The organism is Acinetobacter sp. ANC 5600, assembly GCF_002018395.1.
GTDB lineage: Bacteria > Pseudomonadota > Gammaproteobacteria > Pseudomonadales > Moraxellaceae > Acinetobacter > Acinetobacter amyesii.
On record NZ_MVKW01000004.1, the window covers coordinates 49767 to 65879 of the forward strand.

The 16113-nt window shown below is 37.7% G+C and carries 11 protein-coding genes; 2 read left to right on the forward strand and 9 right to left on the reverse strand.

The features are described 5' to 3' along the window. Positions 1 to 39 precede the first annotated feature (39 nt). The 9 genes from tssM to B1201_RS09790 form a co-directional block, all read right to left on the reverse strand. Positions 40 to 3870 carry a type VI secretion system membrane subunit TssM gene (gene tssM / locus B1201_RS09750; protein WP_078193359.1) on the reverse strand — a complete coding sequence of 1277 codons (3831 nt, stop codon included), beginning with the start codon at positions 3868 to 3870 and terminating at the stop codon, positions 40 to 42. 28 nt (positions 3871 to 3898) lie between these two features. Then, a complete protein-coding gene (locus B1201_RS09755; protein ID WP_078193360.1) occupies positions 3899 to 5344 on the reverse strand; it encodes a hypothetical protein in 1446 nt (481 codons plus the stop codon). 2 nt (positions 5345 to 5346) lie between these two features. Then, positions 5347 to 6339, reverse strand: a complete 993-nt coding sequence (gene tssG / locus B1201_RS09760; protein WP_078193361.1) for a type VI secretion system baseplate subunit TssG — start codon at positions 6337 to 6339, stop codon at positions 5347 to 5349. Further along, complete coding sequence (gene tssF, locus B1201_RS09765) at positions 6303 to 8111, reverse strand: type VI secretion system baseplate subunit TssF (RefSeq protein ID WP_078193362.1); 1809 nt, start codon at positions 8109 to 8111, stop codon at positions 6303 to 6305. Before tssF ends, tssG begins: the two co-directional genes overlap by 37 nt. A 15-nt stretch (positions 8112 to 8126) precedes the next feature. Then, the gene (gene tssE / locus B1201_RS09770) at positions 8127 to 8603 is read right to left on the reverse strand and encodes a type VI secretion system baseplate subunit TssE (protein ID WP_078190770.1); all 477 of its coding nucleotides are present in this window, start codon (positions 8601 to 8603) and stop codon (positions 8127 to 8129) included. Between the two features lie 70 nt (positions 8604 to 8673). Then, positions 8674 to 9177, reverse strand: a complete 504-nt coding sequence (locus tag B1201_RS09775) for an Hcp family type VI secretion system effector (RefSeq protein WP_078190771.1) — start codon at positions 9175 to 9177, stop codon at positions 8674 to 8676. Positions 9178 to 9224: 47 nt separating this feature from the next. Then, positions 9225 to 10709: a type VI secretion system contractile sheath large subunit gene (gene tssC, locus B1201_RS09780; protein WP_078193363.1), complete on the reverse strand. Its 1485-nt coding sequence runs from the start codon at positions 10707 to 10709 to the stop codon at positions 9225 to 9227. Next, the gene (gene tssB / locus B1201_RS09785; RefSeq protein ID WP_078193364.1) at positions 10702 to 11205 is read right to left on the reverse strand and encodes a type VI secretion system contractile sheath small subunit; all 504 of its coding nucleotides are present in this window, start codon (positions 11203 to 11205) and stop codon (positions 10702 to 10704) included. The genes tssC and tssB overlap by 8 nt, the downstream gene beginning before the upstream one ends. A gap of 15 nt (positions 11206 to 11220) precedes the next feature. Further along, the gene (locus B1201_RS09790; RefSeq protein ID WP_078193365.1) at positions 11221 to 11916 is read right to left on the reverse strand and encodes a hypothetical protein; all 696 of its coding nucleotides are present in this window, start codon (positions 11914 to 11916) and stop codon (positions 11221 to 11223) included. Positions 11917 to 12289: 373 nt separating this feature from the next. Between B1201_RS09790 and tssH the strand changes: the two genes are divergently transcribed. Together tssH and tssA are read left to right on the forward strand one after the other, a co-directional pair. Beyond that, on the forward strand, positions 12290 to 14962 hold the full coding sequence (gene tssH / locus B1201_RS09795) for a type VI secretion system ATPase TssH (RefSeq protein WP_078193366.1): 2673 nt from the start codon (positions 12290 to 12292) through the stop codon (positions 14960 to 14962). 19 nt (positions 14963 to 14981) lie between these two features. Next, entirely contained in the window at positions 14982 to 16112 is a 1131-nt protein-coding gene (gene tssA / locus B1201_RS09800) for a type VI secretion system protein TssA (RefSeq protein WP_078193367.1), read from the forward strand. Position 16113: the final 1 nt, after the last annotated feature.

The following is a 16113-nucleotide window of genomic DNA, read 5'->3' on the forward strand; positions in this document are numbered from 1 at the left end:
TTTGCACGAATGCCACCGCTCTCATTTTTAAATTCATCATCATGGTGTTGCTGTTCCTTGCACAACACTCATCGGTGAAGTCGCTGGCACTACAGGCGCTTGTCCTGCAGGCATCGTTTGCGCTGCGACGACACGAATACCTTTATTCGTCACCACTTGATCAACAAGAGTCATACCTGAATAGCCTGAACCTGTAGTTGGGCCAGATGCGTTACCACTAATTAAACGGAAGTTCACTTTTACAAACACTTTTGGATTTTGTTTGCTACGCCACACCATTTCAAATGAATTACCATTTTGTGTACGCTGAGCGCCTTCAACCAATCGGTTAATACCATATTCACCCGGCTCATCAAAAATCGTATGCGTTTGACCTTCCAAGTCAATTGCAGTAATACGTGCACCCGGAATTGCCCCTTTATTTGGCCAAACGAAGTTCACCCATTGCTGAACACCGTTTTCATACACCATACGCTGACCATCAATATCAATGGTATATGAAAGCAACTGTGTATTTTCTAATGGGAAGAACTGGAAGTTCGATTGATTGGTTGCCGCAGGTGCTGCTTGACTCAATTCCCCTGTAGCAACGCCATTACTTGGCGCAACATAGCGTTGGAAGTTCGCTACAAATTGTGGATTTAAACCAATGCCCAAATCTTTCCATGTTTTCGTGGTTAAGGTATAGCCTCGACGAATCACCAATGGATCCAAATATTCTTTTACAAAACGAGCAATACTTCCGTTTTCACCAAAAATTTGGCTAATTTCATTACTGGTCGCTTGTAAAGTAGCATTGCTATTAAATGGATATTTAGGTGCAAGATTGGTTGTAAATGGTTGATACGCTTGCATTGCCCATAACTTATTAATTTCGTTTTGAGCTGGGATCAGTAATACTTCAAATGACTGGGTCACCGGCTGCATAAAGAGCTTTTGAATCAACTGCTGGTCTAATTCATTCAGACCCACAGACATTTTTTCATCCACAAATTTTTGCGTGCTATTAAAGACAGAGCTTTGATCATTGATGGTTTGTTTCACCAATGTCATGCTTGCAGGCCCCATGTCACCGCCACTCTTCAAATCATTGAACTTACTACGTACTTGACTCAAAGACAGCATGTATTCATCTAAAATAGATTTGTTTTGCTGATCATCACGCTTACGAACCAATTGATAGAACACATCAAACTCTTTTGCAATAACACCTTGACCGGCTTTAGAAGCAACTTGCTGTGCCTGCTGCGCATCATCACGGCTGAGAACTTTACGTTTAAACCACGCAATAAAGCCTTTCTGAGGCGCAGCCAGTTCTGCTTGAACAATTGGATTATCCCAACTGGTTTCTTTCGCAATACGGTCCACCACTTTACGAATTGGAGAATTCTCAGGTTCACCTAAAATATCGATAAAACGTGACTGCTGAGCGACATCTGCACCTTTTCCATAATGCACAGCATTTAAAAATTTACGCCATTCAGCGATATATTCCTGCTTATAAAGTTCGGTTAACTGTTTACTGATCTGGTCTGGACTACCACTAAACGTCAGGTCATCCGATCGATTGGTATTGAGTACCCAGTCTTGGGTATCTGTCGGATTATTCGCAGCTTGGTTAATCGCATCTTTTACATAATCATTCCAAGCTTGGTAAGTAAAAATACCCGGCAAGGCATAACTACCTAACATGCTGTTTTGGCCTGTTTCACCTAATATTTGCTTCACTGTCACCGCAGGGAAACGTACCGAACCACGCATTTTAATTTCATTATAAACGCGGTCACGTGCAGGAATACCCATAGTAACAGCCGTCAATAATTGACGTGTTTGATCAACCAATAAAGGATCAGATTCCATTTGCGGGAACGCAGGATCAGCAGCTAAAGTCATCGCATAAGATAAAACTTGTTCAGCTTTTTGAATCATTTCCCCACGTGGCATTTGACCGCGATTTGAATCTAACCATGAACGCCAGAAACGAGTAACTTGGTCACTCAAATGGCTCGATTCCATATATTTATGATTGCTCATCATCAAATACGCCTTCAGTGCATTATATGCATCCTGAGGGTTAGTATCTGATGGTTCTAAATAGGGCTGATTTGATTTCACAGCTTGAGTGATTTGCACATTGACGTGATTTTCTTTCAACGTCGCTTCATTGGCTTTAACGCGTTGTAAGTACTGCGCCATATTTTGCTGAGATGGTGCCAATACAATTTGTTGAATACCACGTAAATACTCAACTTTAAGTTTTTCACGGATTTTATTCCCTTGGTATAAACCAAAGCTGTATTTCAAAGGACGATCTTCATCAAAGTGATCGAGCTGCTGTAAATGCCCTTGTAATATCAGCAATGCATCCAATTGAGTCGAAAGCTCACTTCCGCTACGGCTTTCCATTTGCACAACTTTGTCTAAGTCAGCTTGAACTTCCGCCACGAGTTGTTGGTTATTACGATACGACCAAACCCATAACCCAAGCACCACAGCAACCAATAACAATGCAGCAATAAATGCCATAAAGCGCTGACGTTTACGTGCAGGATTGATATGTTGTTTAACTAGATTTTTATCTTTTAAAATGACGGTTGAAAAGAGTCCTTTTAAGAAATAACCATGGTCTTGCGAAACAGAATTCGTAGGAATGCCAAACTCACTATCCGTACTTTTCACCAAATGAAAGTCTTCAGCGATTTGCTCGGTCATTGGACTTTCAATCACACCTTCTTGTAACGCACTGGTGAAATAGAACCCACGGAAAACTGGTTTAAACTGATAAGGGTTGTCTTGAAACAACGTACCAATAAAAGTTTTTAACACTGGCTTTAAACTTTTAAACTCAAGTGGAAATGTCATTACACTTGGAGAAATATTTTGCGAATGACGACGACTCAAGTGCGTAGTACTGACGCTCTTCAAACCATCGTATAAAATTGAATAATGCTTTTCGAACATCTCAACAGCATGCTCAGATGAGTCTGGATCATAAGGCAGTGTTGCACCCCAAACTTGATCAAATTCATCCTTATCATAACAATCAAAAAATTCAGTAAAGCCGGCAATCAAATCCATTTTTGAAAAAACGATATACACTGGCGCAAAAATTTCTAAACGTTCAGTCAAATCCTGTATACGTGCGCGTAAGTTTTTGGCTAATTTGATTGATTTTTCAGGACTTTGACTGACAAGCTCAGCCACAGAAACAATCACGATTAAACCGTTAATTGGTGCTTTAGAACGGTTTTTTTTGAGAATATTTAAGAAACCTAACCATTCTGAATGGTCTTCGGCATAAACAGAATATCGACCTGCGGTATCGAGTAACACACCATCTGTAGAGAAAAACCAATCGCAGTTACGTGTTCCACTTAAACCTGCTGACACCATTTTCTGATGAGTTTCTTCAAATGGAAATCTAAGGCCAGAATTATAAATCGCTGAACTTTTACCCGCTGCTGGGTTACCAATCACCATGTACCAAGGTAATTCATATAGCGCTGCATTACCCTTTTTGTCGCCAAGTTTTGATTTACGGATAAGTTGAATCGAGTCTTTCATTTGCTGATTGATCAGCGCAAGTTCTTCTTTATTCTTTTGTTTGCCGTATTCAGCTTCATTATCTTTGGCAATCGCCTCAGCCAGCTCTTCGCCTTGCTGTTTATGACGATAATGCTGCACTAATTCATAAATACCCCACAGAATTAATCCGAGAATATAAACAGCAACCACAATGTAAAAAGTCTTTTGTGGAATCGAATTATGCATAGCCACAATGGCCACAAAAAATGACAAAGCCACCATCGCTTTAGGATTGGTGACGTACTGCCAAACATAACCGAGGATCGTATAAAATAGTGTGTTCACAATGTTCTCAATTTCGTCTTAATTCTAATTAAACAGTTTCTTGTTCAAGTTCATCTTCTACTGAAAATGCTTGAATAAAAGCAAATGTCGATTCTTGGTCTGTGCTATAAATCATGGCAGTTAACTCTTCTGGCAAGTGCATACCCAACATGAATCCAAAAATTTTTGCCAATTGCTGGGTATTTCCAAGATTCTGTTTTGTATATAAAAAATGATAGGTTTCAATCGCGGTTTCATTAAATTTATGCTGTAATTTTTTCACCACTTTCATATCTGTTGCATCATCTAACATCAATAAAAAGGGTTGTTCTTGATCATACTGATCTAAATTATTCAGTGCTTTAAGCTCTAAATTACGTTTCAACTCAGGCTCATGTGCCACCACTTGTAGCACTTTATTTGGAGTTAAACCTCGAACTTGAACGTCTGAAGCAGCCAAACACCAACTCGATGCAAACTCTGCAGCAATGTATTTTTCTTGTAACCACATCTTTTCATCAATCCATTCTTGGTCGATTTCAGAGTCAGCATTCAGAATCAAACTGACTTCAAACTTTTGTTTTGAAATCATCTCTAAAATGCTTAACCATTCTGAATAAGCGACTTGAGTGCCGATAAAATGTGGCTCGATATGAATTTGTTCGGGAATGATCGAAAATCCGTCAGATAGATATTGCTGAATAATTTGAGCATAATCATCATTCCATTGATGAATCAAATTATCAGCAAGCAAAATATGAACATTTATACGATTTAGACGTGAAACTTGCTGTGCATTGTTCGCCAAATGTTCTGGATGTTCATCTTGCGTATAATCTGGATCCACCCAACCCGGATGCATACGGTACTGATATGCCAATTCACTATCATAAAAGAGTGCTGATTGCTTCAGATGCTCTGCAATTAAAAATAGACTTTCAACGTGTTGCTCTAGTTGTTGCTGAATAAGTGACTGGATGCGTTTTTCACGCATGGTGATGGCACTAAATTCATCATCTGCTTCTTCACTAGTAAGTTCATCTAAATCTTTAATTCGAAATGAAAGAACAGGCAAACCGTATGCATTGAATAATTTATCATCGAGTTCAGGACTTTTGAATTGTTGAATATCTTGGATAATTTGTTCGTTTTCACCAAAACTATGCCAAGCCGCTGAAGAATAAACATTTAAACGAAATTGCTGTACATCGACAGGCTTTGGTTTTGCTTGTTCAATGACCTCAAGTTGTTGTTGCTCAGCTTGTTCTTCTGCACGTTTTTCAGCTTCAAGTTTTTTTTCTTTTTGATGTTGAATGCCCTTGTAAAGCAAATAAGGCGACAAAATAATTGCACATAAAGCGACAGGAAGAAGTAGAAAATAGGTGATCAGATCAAAAGCTGTAGGGTCATAGCCTGTATCTCGCCAGTAAAAAATCACGAAAGCAGTACACAAAACAAAAAGCGTACTAAAGGTTCCAATTATTAATTTCAGCATTATTATGAATTCCCCATTAAGGCATAACAGGTTTCTGTATTATCGACCTGTTTATTCGGCTGTAAAAATGCTCCCTGAGCTAAACCAATTCCGCTCAAAGAATTTAAACACACCGGTTTTATTTCTTCTTTTTGTAAAATTAAGCGCACATCCACCATTAATGTTGGACTGCACCAAGTTTGAATCATTTGTTTTAATTTTAGGCTGCGTGCCTGATTCGGTAAAAATGTTAAATAATCTTCATGATTTAAAGGTCCAATCACGATTTCAATTTTTTCGTCAATCTGTTGAATCTTCTCACCACAAAAAGTATTCAGCCCCAATAAGCTCGGCTGAGATCCACCTAAACATGTTCTCTGATCTTCTTCAAATACAAAAGTTTCAGGGATAAATTCTCGAATATCAAATTTCTGCTTAAAGATACAATTCAGCATGGTTTTTAATGCATAAGCTGTATTGTTTTGCCCCTGCATTAAACCTGAGAATTCAGCAAAATAATCATCTAAATCTGGCTGATCATGCTGGCTACGGATATAACCATTTAATGCATGTAAAATATCAAGATAGTGATTATCCTGCTCGATTTCATAACGAATAGGTAAATGATAATTTAAACTGGCATCAACATAATGTGCTGTTAATTTATGATTAAACAGTCCTAAAAACTTTTGTGTTTCGTGTCGCTGATGTCGCCCGCTGAGCTTAATCTTATTGGTATAGCTATAAGGTAATGCACCTTGAATACCCGTTAAACCCACCATTAAATTTGTCAGTTCAACTTTCTCATCGTTGAACTCTAAACTTTCAATTTCAGTGTTCGGGAAGTTCAAATTAAGTGAACTATTAAACTCAAAGTCATTGGCCCAATGGACTTGAGCTGCTCCATAAGGTGCATGTCTTAACAAACGAGTAGCTTGAACAAACTCGTAGGCTTTCGGTTCTTGGAAAAGTCCGTCAATTACAGAGCTTTCTTGCCACCAACGTTCTGCACGCATTGGTATAACTCCTGTTGACTATTTGCATCAAAAACCGAGACATCGACAAAGCTGTTCATATTGACTTTTAAATTAAAGATATGGGCTAGCAATTGACTAAATATATACAGGCTATGCCCTCTAAATATATCCGCATCGATATCGAGCTGTACTTTTAAACCTCTGACAAATAATGGAAACGGTTTACTATCTACAAGTTTCTGTGTGGTAGAAAACTGAATATTTTTTATGGAGTCGATAATAATTTGGTTTTCTTTCGATTTAGGTAAATTATACAATTCCAAAAGTTCTTTAATATGAGAGACCGTATCGCCTTTCATTAAAGACATATTATTCAAAGATAAATGTGAAATGACCCGCCACTGTTCTTGTTTATTTTGCTCAAAATAATACGGTAACGACGGTCGTTTGAGCATCAGGGCACGACGGGCCAAATTACTATCATTCAGAGTTAATGCATTCTGATCTTTATTATAACTTTCGTAAGGTAACTCACGATTACTACATAGTAGTTCAGTACTAATAAAATCGGACTGAGTGCTATGTGGGTCTAAAGCACGAGATATGATTGAATAGTTTAATTCCTGATGTTTATTCTTCATCTGCTGCGGATTTAAACTATAAAAAAACTGGACTTTATCCTGATGATAATGACTCATTGCAAAAAAAGGCAGTACCGGATAATACACTTCATCTTGGTTACTTTTTTCACGCACCATATTCATTTTTAAAATGCTATAGGCTTGAAAATATTCAGGATGGTGTGCATCTGTCACCAATGGATATTCCATTCGCTTATGATTAATCTTTTGCGGCTCTGCTTGTTTATTGAAAAGATTAACAATTGGTGTAACAAACAATTTAAAATTTGCAGCATTTAATTCAGAATAATTTCGAATTGCTGCTTGATCATTTAAATTGAGTTTAAAGTGCATTTGAACATCAAATTCACTATGTTCTAAACTTAAAAACTTAATGAAATCTAGATTTAGATTTAAAAAATTGAATTTTTCAGGAACACAAAAATATTCCATCAGTAAACGATATGCATGATGTGTATGTTGATCGATAGGTAGAACACTTTGAACTTCATCAAAGCCCATAATTTCAAATGGATTAGCAATATCAAAAATGTGCTGCCCCACACGAATCGAAAAACTTGTAGTCGATTTAAAAATACTATCTAAAACCTGCAAAGGAAAATTAGAAATAGCGTCTAAAAATATCGGCAAAGTTTCATTTTTGAGTAAAGCGTGCTTATTCGAAAAAATTTCAAATCCTAAGCTCAATGTAGCATTTTGATTTAAATGCATATGTGCCGATGGATGAGTTTTGAAATTGAGCTGTTTTAATTGAATCGGCAATAATGTTACTTCTTGTACCGTCTGATATTCACATTGAACACCGCGCGTACTTTTGGCTTTTAGACTGGTCGCCTTTGGAATAACGTGTCGATCTGTTAATTGCTTAATTTTATTTATATCTTCGAAGCTCACCACAGAACATGCAGGAAATGGTTTTAAATATTGAGGAAACATCACCTCAAAAATTGATCGGGTAAAAACGTCATAACTATCTGCAAGTTTTTTATCAATCCGTGCAGAAATTAAAGAAAAGGCTTGAATTAAACGCTCAATATGCGGGTCATCTATTTGTTCTTGGTTTAAAGACAAACGCTGGGCGATTTTGGGGTATTTACTGGCAAACTCACGGGACTGTTGTCCAAATTCCTGTAGTTGTTTTTCGTAATACGGTAACAGCTCTTCAATCACAGATAACCCACTTCATTAAGCTCTTGGAGAAATAACATATTGTTGTGTTGTTGGTTTTAATAAGGCATCAAAAATAACTGGTTCGTATAAAGGATGAATATTTAAATATGCCTGAATACTTAAACATAGTGCCCCCATATTATGGCCATCCATGAGCATTTCGACGCGAATCTGTTTTAAACGCGGTTCATGTGCAGCAATCGATTGCTCAATTGACTGGCAAATTTTGTCGCGATCCGATGGATTTGCTGTCGATAAGCCCACAAAATCGATAATGCCAAATTGCAAAATAGACTTTTTTGCTAATGGAAAGTCATCAATCAGTTCATCTAATTTTGCCACACGACTATTGAGGAGATCCTCTAAATCGGAAGCAACAGATTCACGAAGTTCTTGCAAAGACAGACCTTGAGTCTGTTGAGCATCAGCTGGTAATAAGCGGTCAAATAATGTCGTTCTAAAACCATAAGGATAAAGCTGATCGAGATTCATATCTTCTTATAAATATTTAAAAAAATGAAAATAGAGGCTACCCAAGTTAGCCTCTATCTGAATCCATCTATTACGCTGCGTATGAAGCAGTGTTGTTAGATAATGACCACTTCTTAGTAACAGCACCTTTCGCAGTACCGTTAATATCTTGTTGGTTATATGTCCACTCTACTGCAGCATATTTCAAACCAAATGATTCGTGTGGAACACCTTCATCATTTACAGTTGGAGTCACGCTAGAAACCAACACATGTTTCAGTTTGATTTGAAGATATTTAATACGTTTGTCGCCATTCGCACGGTAGAAATCAATTTGAACTTCATCAAATGTATAACCTGCTGAACATGCTTCCCAAAGTTTAGGGCTTGTCGCGTCTAAATCTTTAACAAAAACCATATCAGAATGTTCTACACGTTCTGCAGTGTGACCACCCACACTGGAAGAAGTCGCAGATTTAGGTTGACGGATGTTATGCGTCCAAGAGTTTACTTCTAACCAACTCTTGTGCTCTGCATCACGAGATTCGCCGTCTACTTTATACTTACCACGAAATTGAATGTATATATCTTTCATTGTTCTGAATACCTATTTATTTAAAGTTATTATAGTGTTGACCCAAATTAATTTGAGGACTGAGGTAACTCGGTCACAAGTCGTAATGAAACAGACAACTCATCCAACTGGAAATGTGGTCTTAAGAAAACCACAGATTTGTAGTGACCAGGCAAAGCTGGATTTTCTACAACTTTTACAGAAGCTTCACGCAATGGATACTGAGCTTTAGCTTCTTGAGATGCACCATCATCGAGTAATACATATTGCGATAACCATTCATTTAAGAAGGTCTCAACATTACCCGCTGATGCAAAACTACCCACTTTATCACGCATCATTGCTTTTAAATAATGTGCAATACGTGAAACTGCCATGATGTATTGGATCTGGCTAGACAATGCAGAGTTGGCATTTGCTGTATCGCTGTCATATTTTTTAGGTTTTTGCGTCGATTGCGCACCGAAAAATGCTGCATAATCCGTATTTTTGCAGTGTACTAACGGAATAAAACCAAGATCACTCAGTTCTTTTTCACGACGGTCAGTAATGGCAATTTCAGTTGGGCATTTAAAGACCACTTCGCCATCATTGGTTTTGAACGTATGGACAGGCAAGCCTTCAACTAAACCACCACCTTCTACACCACGAATCGCAGCACACCAACCATGCATATCAAATGCATTGGTTAAACGCGTACCAAAGGCATAAGCCGCGTTCATCCATAAATATTCATTATGATTTTCACCTGAAACTTCTTCAACGAAGTTAAATCCTTCAGTGGCAATGCCTTCTTTTGGATCATATGGCAAACGACCCAATACACGTGGCATTGTCAACGCAACATAACGTGCATCATCACTTTCACGGAATGAACGCCATTGTACATATTCTGCTGTTTCAAAGATTTTAGATACATCACGCGGACGATCAATATCAGTAAAAGACTCTAGACCCAACATATTCGGGCTAGCAGCAGAAATAAACGGTGCGTGTGCAGCCGCCGCGACATGTGAAATTTGCTCAAGCAAATACATATCAGATGGAGTACGGTCAAACTCAAAGTCACCAATCAATGTTGCATAAGGCGCACCACCGAATGATCCATATTCTTCTTCATAGATTTTTTTGAACAACGTGCTTTGGTCAAAATCGGTCGCACCTTGGAAATCTTTAATCAATTCTTTTTTCGTCGTATTTAACATACGAATTTTTGTTAAAGAATTTGAAGGTGTTTCTTGGCAGAAATAATACAAACCACGCCATGTCGATTCAATTTTTTGAAATTCAGCATGGTGCATGATTTTACTTAACTGAGATGAAATCAACGCATCAATTTCAGCAATACGCTTATCAATTGATAAAGTCATATTGTCCGAAACGGTGATGGTACCTGCCATTACTTCTTTGGCAAGCTCACCGATCAGACTTTTTGCACGATCATGTTCTTGATCTGTACGCGCAATACGACTTTGTTCGACAATTGAATCTAAAAGTGAATATTGTTCGGTTGCTTCAAGGTTTGCAGCAGTTGCAGTATTAAAATTACTCATTTTCTGCCTCCACACTCAACTTACGAATTTGATCAGTGTTATGTAACACTTCATCCAATAAATCTTCTAAGCGTTCATTATTTGAAATTTTATTACGCAAGTCAGACAGACGCTCACGCGCAGCAACTAACTTTTGTAGTGGATCAACCTGTTGTACAACTTGCTCAGGAGTAAAATCGGCCATGCTCTTAAATGTAAGATCTACCGACATTTTTCCACCGTCTTCAGTCAAGGTATTCTCAACTTGAAAATTAGCACGTGGCGCTAAAGACTCCATGACTTCATCAATATTATCTAAATCAACATTAATAAATTTCTTGTCTTTTAATTTGGTTTTCTCTACTTCAGATGCCGCAGAGAAATCACCTAACACCCCTACAACGAATGGTAATTCTTTAATTTCTTTACCGTCGCCAACTTCAACATCGTAAGTCAATTGAACACGAGGAGGACGAATTCGTTGAAGTTTTTTCTGTACACTTTCACGTTTTGCCATGAGTGCTTTTCCTTGTTATTTATTTTTCAATGTATCGAAAGGTGAACTATTGGTAGCAGGTTTTTTCGCTGTAGGTTGCGGTTTTGCTGGCGTGGTGGTTTTCTTTTTACTTGCTGCTGTAGTCGTTTGTTTAGGCTTCGTAGAAGCTGTATTGGTTCGTTTTTTAGTCGGTATCGTCTGTTTAGATTTCACATTGCTCGAAGATTCAGTGCTTTTTTCACGAACATCTGCTGAAGTAGAGGTAGATTTATCAATCGTCGGCTGAATATAACGAATATTATCCGACAACACTTTTGCAGGAGAATAGGTCTGTTCATCTAGAGTACGATTTTCATTACTGCGCATATGATTCAGCGCATTATAAGAAATAGCGATACCTGCTAAAAAAGTGACATCAGTAAGTTCAGGCGACTGATAGTTCTTTTCTCGCAGCAGATTGACCGCTTGCAATGCTTTTAAATTGTAACCATTAGCTTGATATTTTTTGGCAATATCTACAAAAATTTCATTTTTTAAGTTCTCATTTTTCTTATTTTTTTTGTCACATAACTGATTATAAAAACCAATAATCTCTGGATCTGTATCACCTACTGCCAGTGGATAATCCTTTAAACAGGATTTTTTCACAGATGCCGCTTTATCTTTTGCAAAAACGGTTTGTGTTAAACTGGCTGCTAAAATTATAGGTAATAAAACACTAAATTTATTCAAAATTGCCTCTGTATTTCTACGTGCTAAAACTTAATTTATGTGGAGAAATCACCACTTATTTTCCCGTGGGTTTTCTCTTCATTTATCAAAATTAAAAATATGCTGCAGATTTAACAAAAAATAAGCACATAGAGTCAATACAAAAATGTGCCAAATACTCCAAAGTTTGTAGACTATTTGTTTTTTTTTGTTTCATTTTATAAAAAAATCTTTTTCCTTTTTTTATTTAGTCTGTATTATATCGCCTAAAGCAAGACACTAATAACATATAAGGTGTTGATTTTAAAGTTTTTATTTTTATAGCAAGAAAAAAGAGATCACAGTCAAACTTGTAAAATTTCGTACTGTGGATTCTAAATTTGATGAGTTATTTATGAATAATTTAAAAGTTTTAATTACTAAACTTTCACCTCACGCCCGCATTTCACTCGAAAAGTCAGCCAACACATGTATTTCACAGCAAAATTATGAAATCGAAATTGAACATTTTTTACTCGAATTATTAACCTATAACAATAAAAATGACCTTCAAATACTCTTAGAAAAATACAAAGTTTCTGCAGATGGTTTGGCAGATGACCTCAAAGAAAGTATTGCTCAACTTCCAAAAGGAAATACGCGCACTCCTATTTTTGCCCAATCCATTGTGCGCTTACTTGAACAAGCTTGGTTATTAGCATCTGCTGAACAAGATCCACAAATTCGTAGTGGTCATTTACTTGTTGCGCTCCTTACCGCGCCAGATTTATACCAAATTGCAGCAAGAGCATCTTCTCTTTTCGATTTATTACCTATCGATACGATTAAACATAAATTTTTAGATCTTTGCCTAAAGAGCATTGAAAATGAAGATTTAGCAACTGCATCACCAGAGGAAAAATCAGCTGCTCAAACGAATGCAACAACGCCAGTTAAAACACCAGCTCTAGACCAATACACCATTAATCTTACTGAAAAAGCTAAAAATGGTGGCATTGACCCTGTGATTGGTCGTGAGTTTGAAATCCGCTTAATGCTCGATATTTTGATGCGTCGTCGTCAAAACAATCCGATTTTAACGGGTGAGCCTGGTGTTGGTAAAACGGCCGTTGTTGAAGGTCTTGCATTAAAAATTGCAACCAACCAAGTTCCAGATGCTTTAAAAAATGTCAGCATTCATACTTTAGATATGGGCTTACTACAAGCGGGTGCCAGTGTTAAAGGTGAATTCGAAAATCGCTTAAAACAAGTCATTCATGAAGTTCAAGCCTCTGCACATCCAATCATTTTATTTATTGATGAAGCACACACGTTGATTGGTGCGGGTGGTCAAGCAGGTCAAAATGATGCAGCAAACCTGTTAAAACCGGCGCTTGCACGTGGTGAGTTAAGAACCATTGCCGCAACTACATGGGCTGAATATAAGCAGTATTTTGAAAAAGATGCCGCATTAAGCCGACGCTTCCAAGTAATTCAGGTTGAAGAACCGACTGAAGAAGTCGCAATCGATATGCTGCGTGCCATGATTCCAGTGATGGCAAAACATTTCAATTTACAAATTGACGATGAAGCTATCGTTACTGCAGTCCATGCTTCGCACCGTTATATCACTGGCCGTCAATTGCCTGATAAAGCGATTAGTGTCTTAGATACAGCTTCTGCGCGTGTTGCGTTAACGCAAAATGCACAACCTGTAAAATTGGATCAACTTCAAGCTCAATTACATAATTTGAAGCTTGAATTGGCGATTCTTGAAAATGAACATAAGAATATTCCGATTCACCACGAACGCATTGAAAGTGTAAAAACACAAATATCCGCGCTTGAACAAGAGATTCAGTCAACAGAAACGCAGTGGAAAAAAGAACTCGAAATCATTCAACAGATTAAAACGCTTGAACAAGAGTCCGAGCAAAAACCAGAAAATATTGAAACTTTAAGCAATATTCGTAACCAATTGGCAACGTTACAAGGTCAAACGCCGCTGGTTTTTGAACGTGTAAATGCTCAAATTATTAATGAAATCATTTCAGACTGGACCGGCATCCCTGTTGGTAAAATGGTGAATGATGAAATTCAGCAAATTTTGAAGCTTGAAGCACAGTTAGAACAACGTGTGATGGGTCAAGATTATGCACTGCATCAACTGGTACAAGGCATTAAAACCTCCAAGGCAAAATTGGAAGATCCAAATAAACCTCAAGGCGTTTTCATGCTGGTTGGCCCAAGTGGTGTGGGTAAAACCGAAACTGCACTTGCGTTAGCAAACGAGTTATATGGTGGTGAGTCTCATTTAATCACCATTAACATGTCTGAGTATCAAGAAGCACATACCGTCTCGTCTTTAAAAGGCGCTCCTCCAGGTTATGTCGGTTATGGCCAAGGTGGCGTACTGACAGAAGCAGTTCGCCGAAATCCATATAGTGTGGTTTTGCTCGATGAGATTGAAAAAGCACACAGCGATGTTCAAGAGCTATTCTACCAAGTATTCGATAAAGGTACTTTGGAAGATGGTGAAGGTCGTGTCATTGACTTTAAAAATACCACGATCTTATTGACTTCAAATGCAGGTTCAAGTGCCATTATGCAGGCTTGTTTAAATCAGCCAGTAGAAGAATGGCCGTCAGCAGAAGAACTTCTAGATGTATTAAAACCAGCTTTATATAAACAATTTAAGCCGGCATTTTTAGGTCGTATGCGTATCGTGCCGTATTTCCCATTGCACGATGATCTGCTCGTACGCATTATTCAGCATAAATTAAGCAAAATCACCGCGCGTATTGAAAAACAATATGGTACGCAAACACGCTATACCGATGATTTAGTCGAATTATTATTAAGTCGCTGTACTGAGGTCGATAGTGGTGCGCGTAATGTCGACAACATTTTAAATGCGACGGTCTTACCTGCTTTAGCCACTGAATTGTTGATGGCGATGAGTGAACAAAAGATTCCATCAGTCATTGAAATCGATGTCAAAGACGATGAAATTATTTATGTTTTAGATCCTAAAAGTAAACCTGCGAAAAAACGCAGCAGCAAAAAGACTAAAACCTTAGAAGCATAAGTTAGGAACGATGTAGAATATGAGTTTAGAGCTCGACGCTTTATTGCAACCGATTACGGATGATTTACCTTGCGGTAGTGATTTTTCATTTTCTAATGATTTTCATGCAATTAAAAAAGCTAAAACACAAGATGACCCGCTCTTGGATCAAGGCGACTGGATCGCAGAACCAAAACAGGCAGATTGGGGCTTTGTGCACCAAAAATCGTCAGATCTACTTCGCGAACATACAAAAGATATTCGCTTATATGGTTGGTTGCTTGAAGCGTGGACTCACATTCATGGTTTCGAAGGGATTGCCAAAGGGATTGAACTTACACAAAAAAGTTTGCAAGACTTTTGGCTACAACTTCATCCTGAAATTGAAGATGATGACCTTGATCAACGTCTAGGTTTATTACAAGGGATAATTAATCAAATCCCAACATTAATTAAATCAGTTTCAATCGTTCATGGCGCGGCAGCTTATTCCCTATCCGACTATGATCGACTACTTCATGTTCAAAACCAAAGACGTAAATCCAACCATGAAGATGATGATCAAGAAGAGTCTTTTAATGGTATGGAACAGTTTGAACATGCCTTGTTCAATACGTCAAAATCAATTCAATACCAGTATTACCAACAGTTTTTAGATATTTTAAACCATTGGGAAAACTTAAAAACGACTCTTGATGATTTGATGGGTTTAGATGCGCCAAGCTTTGCTGGCATTGACTCTCAAATCGAAATGATTCACTTGAGTTTAAAAAAAATCTATAAAGCAGATGCTTTTATCAATTCATCGAGCGCTGAACAGGTTCAATCAAATTCTCCAATTGAAAGCCAAACACTTTCCACTGTAACTTCCGTGCAGAATGATATGCAAATAATACAACAACAGCATACACAGCAATTTAAACCTCAAGTGCAAAATCATCTTGAAAATCGTGAACAAGCCATGAAAGTCTTGCAAGATATTGCTGACTATTTTCAAGTGAATGAGCCGCATAGCCCTGTCAGTTATATGCTGCAAAAAACCATTAAATGGTCACAAATGCCTCTACATGAATGGTTAACTCATGTGATTAAGGATGAAAACCCTCTTGAAGCTGTACAAGAAATGTTAGGTGTTCAGCAACAAAGCAATGAATCGAATAGCGACTGGTAAA

Excerpts from the sequence above, each read along its gene's own strand:
- tssE (WP_078190770.1), bottom strand. The coding sequence starts at position 8,603 with ATGAATCTCGATCAGCTTTATCCTTATGGTTTTAGAACGACATTATTT.
- tssB (WP_078193364.1), bottom strand. The coding sequence starts at position 11,205 with ATGGCAAAACGTGAAAGTGTACAGAAAAAACTTCAACGAATTCGTCCT.
- tssA (WP_078193367.1), top strand. The coding sequence starts at position 14,982 with ATGAGTTTAGAGCTCGACGCTTTATTGCAACCGATTACGGATGATTTA.
- tssG (WP_078193361.1), bottom strand. The coding sequence starts at position 6,339 with ATGCGTGCAGAACGTTGGTGGCAAGAAAGCTCTGTAATTGACGGACTT.
- B1201_RS09755 (WP_078193360.1), bottom strand. The coding sequence starts at position 5,344 with ATGCTGAAATTAATAATTGGAACCTTTAGTACGCTTTTTGTTTTGTGT.
- tssH (WP_078193366.1), top strand. The coding sequence starts at position 12,290 with ATGAATAATTTAAAAGTTTTAATTACTAAACTTTCACCTCACGCCCGC.
- B1201_RS09775 (WP_078190771.1), bottom strand. The coding sequence starts at position 9,177 with ATGAAAGATATATACATTCAATTTCGTGGTAAGTATAAAGTAGACGGC.
- tssC (WP_078193363.1), bottom strand. The coding sequence starts at position 10,709 with ATGAGTAATTTTAATACTGCAACTGCTGCAAACCTTGAAGCAACCGAA.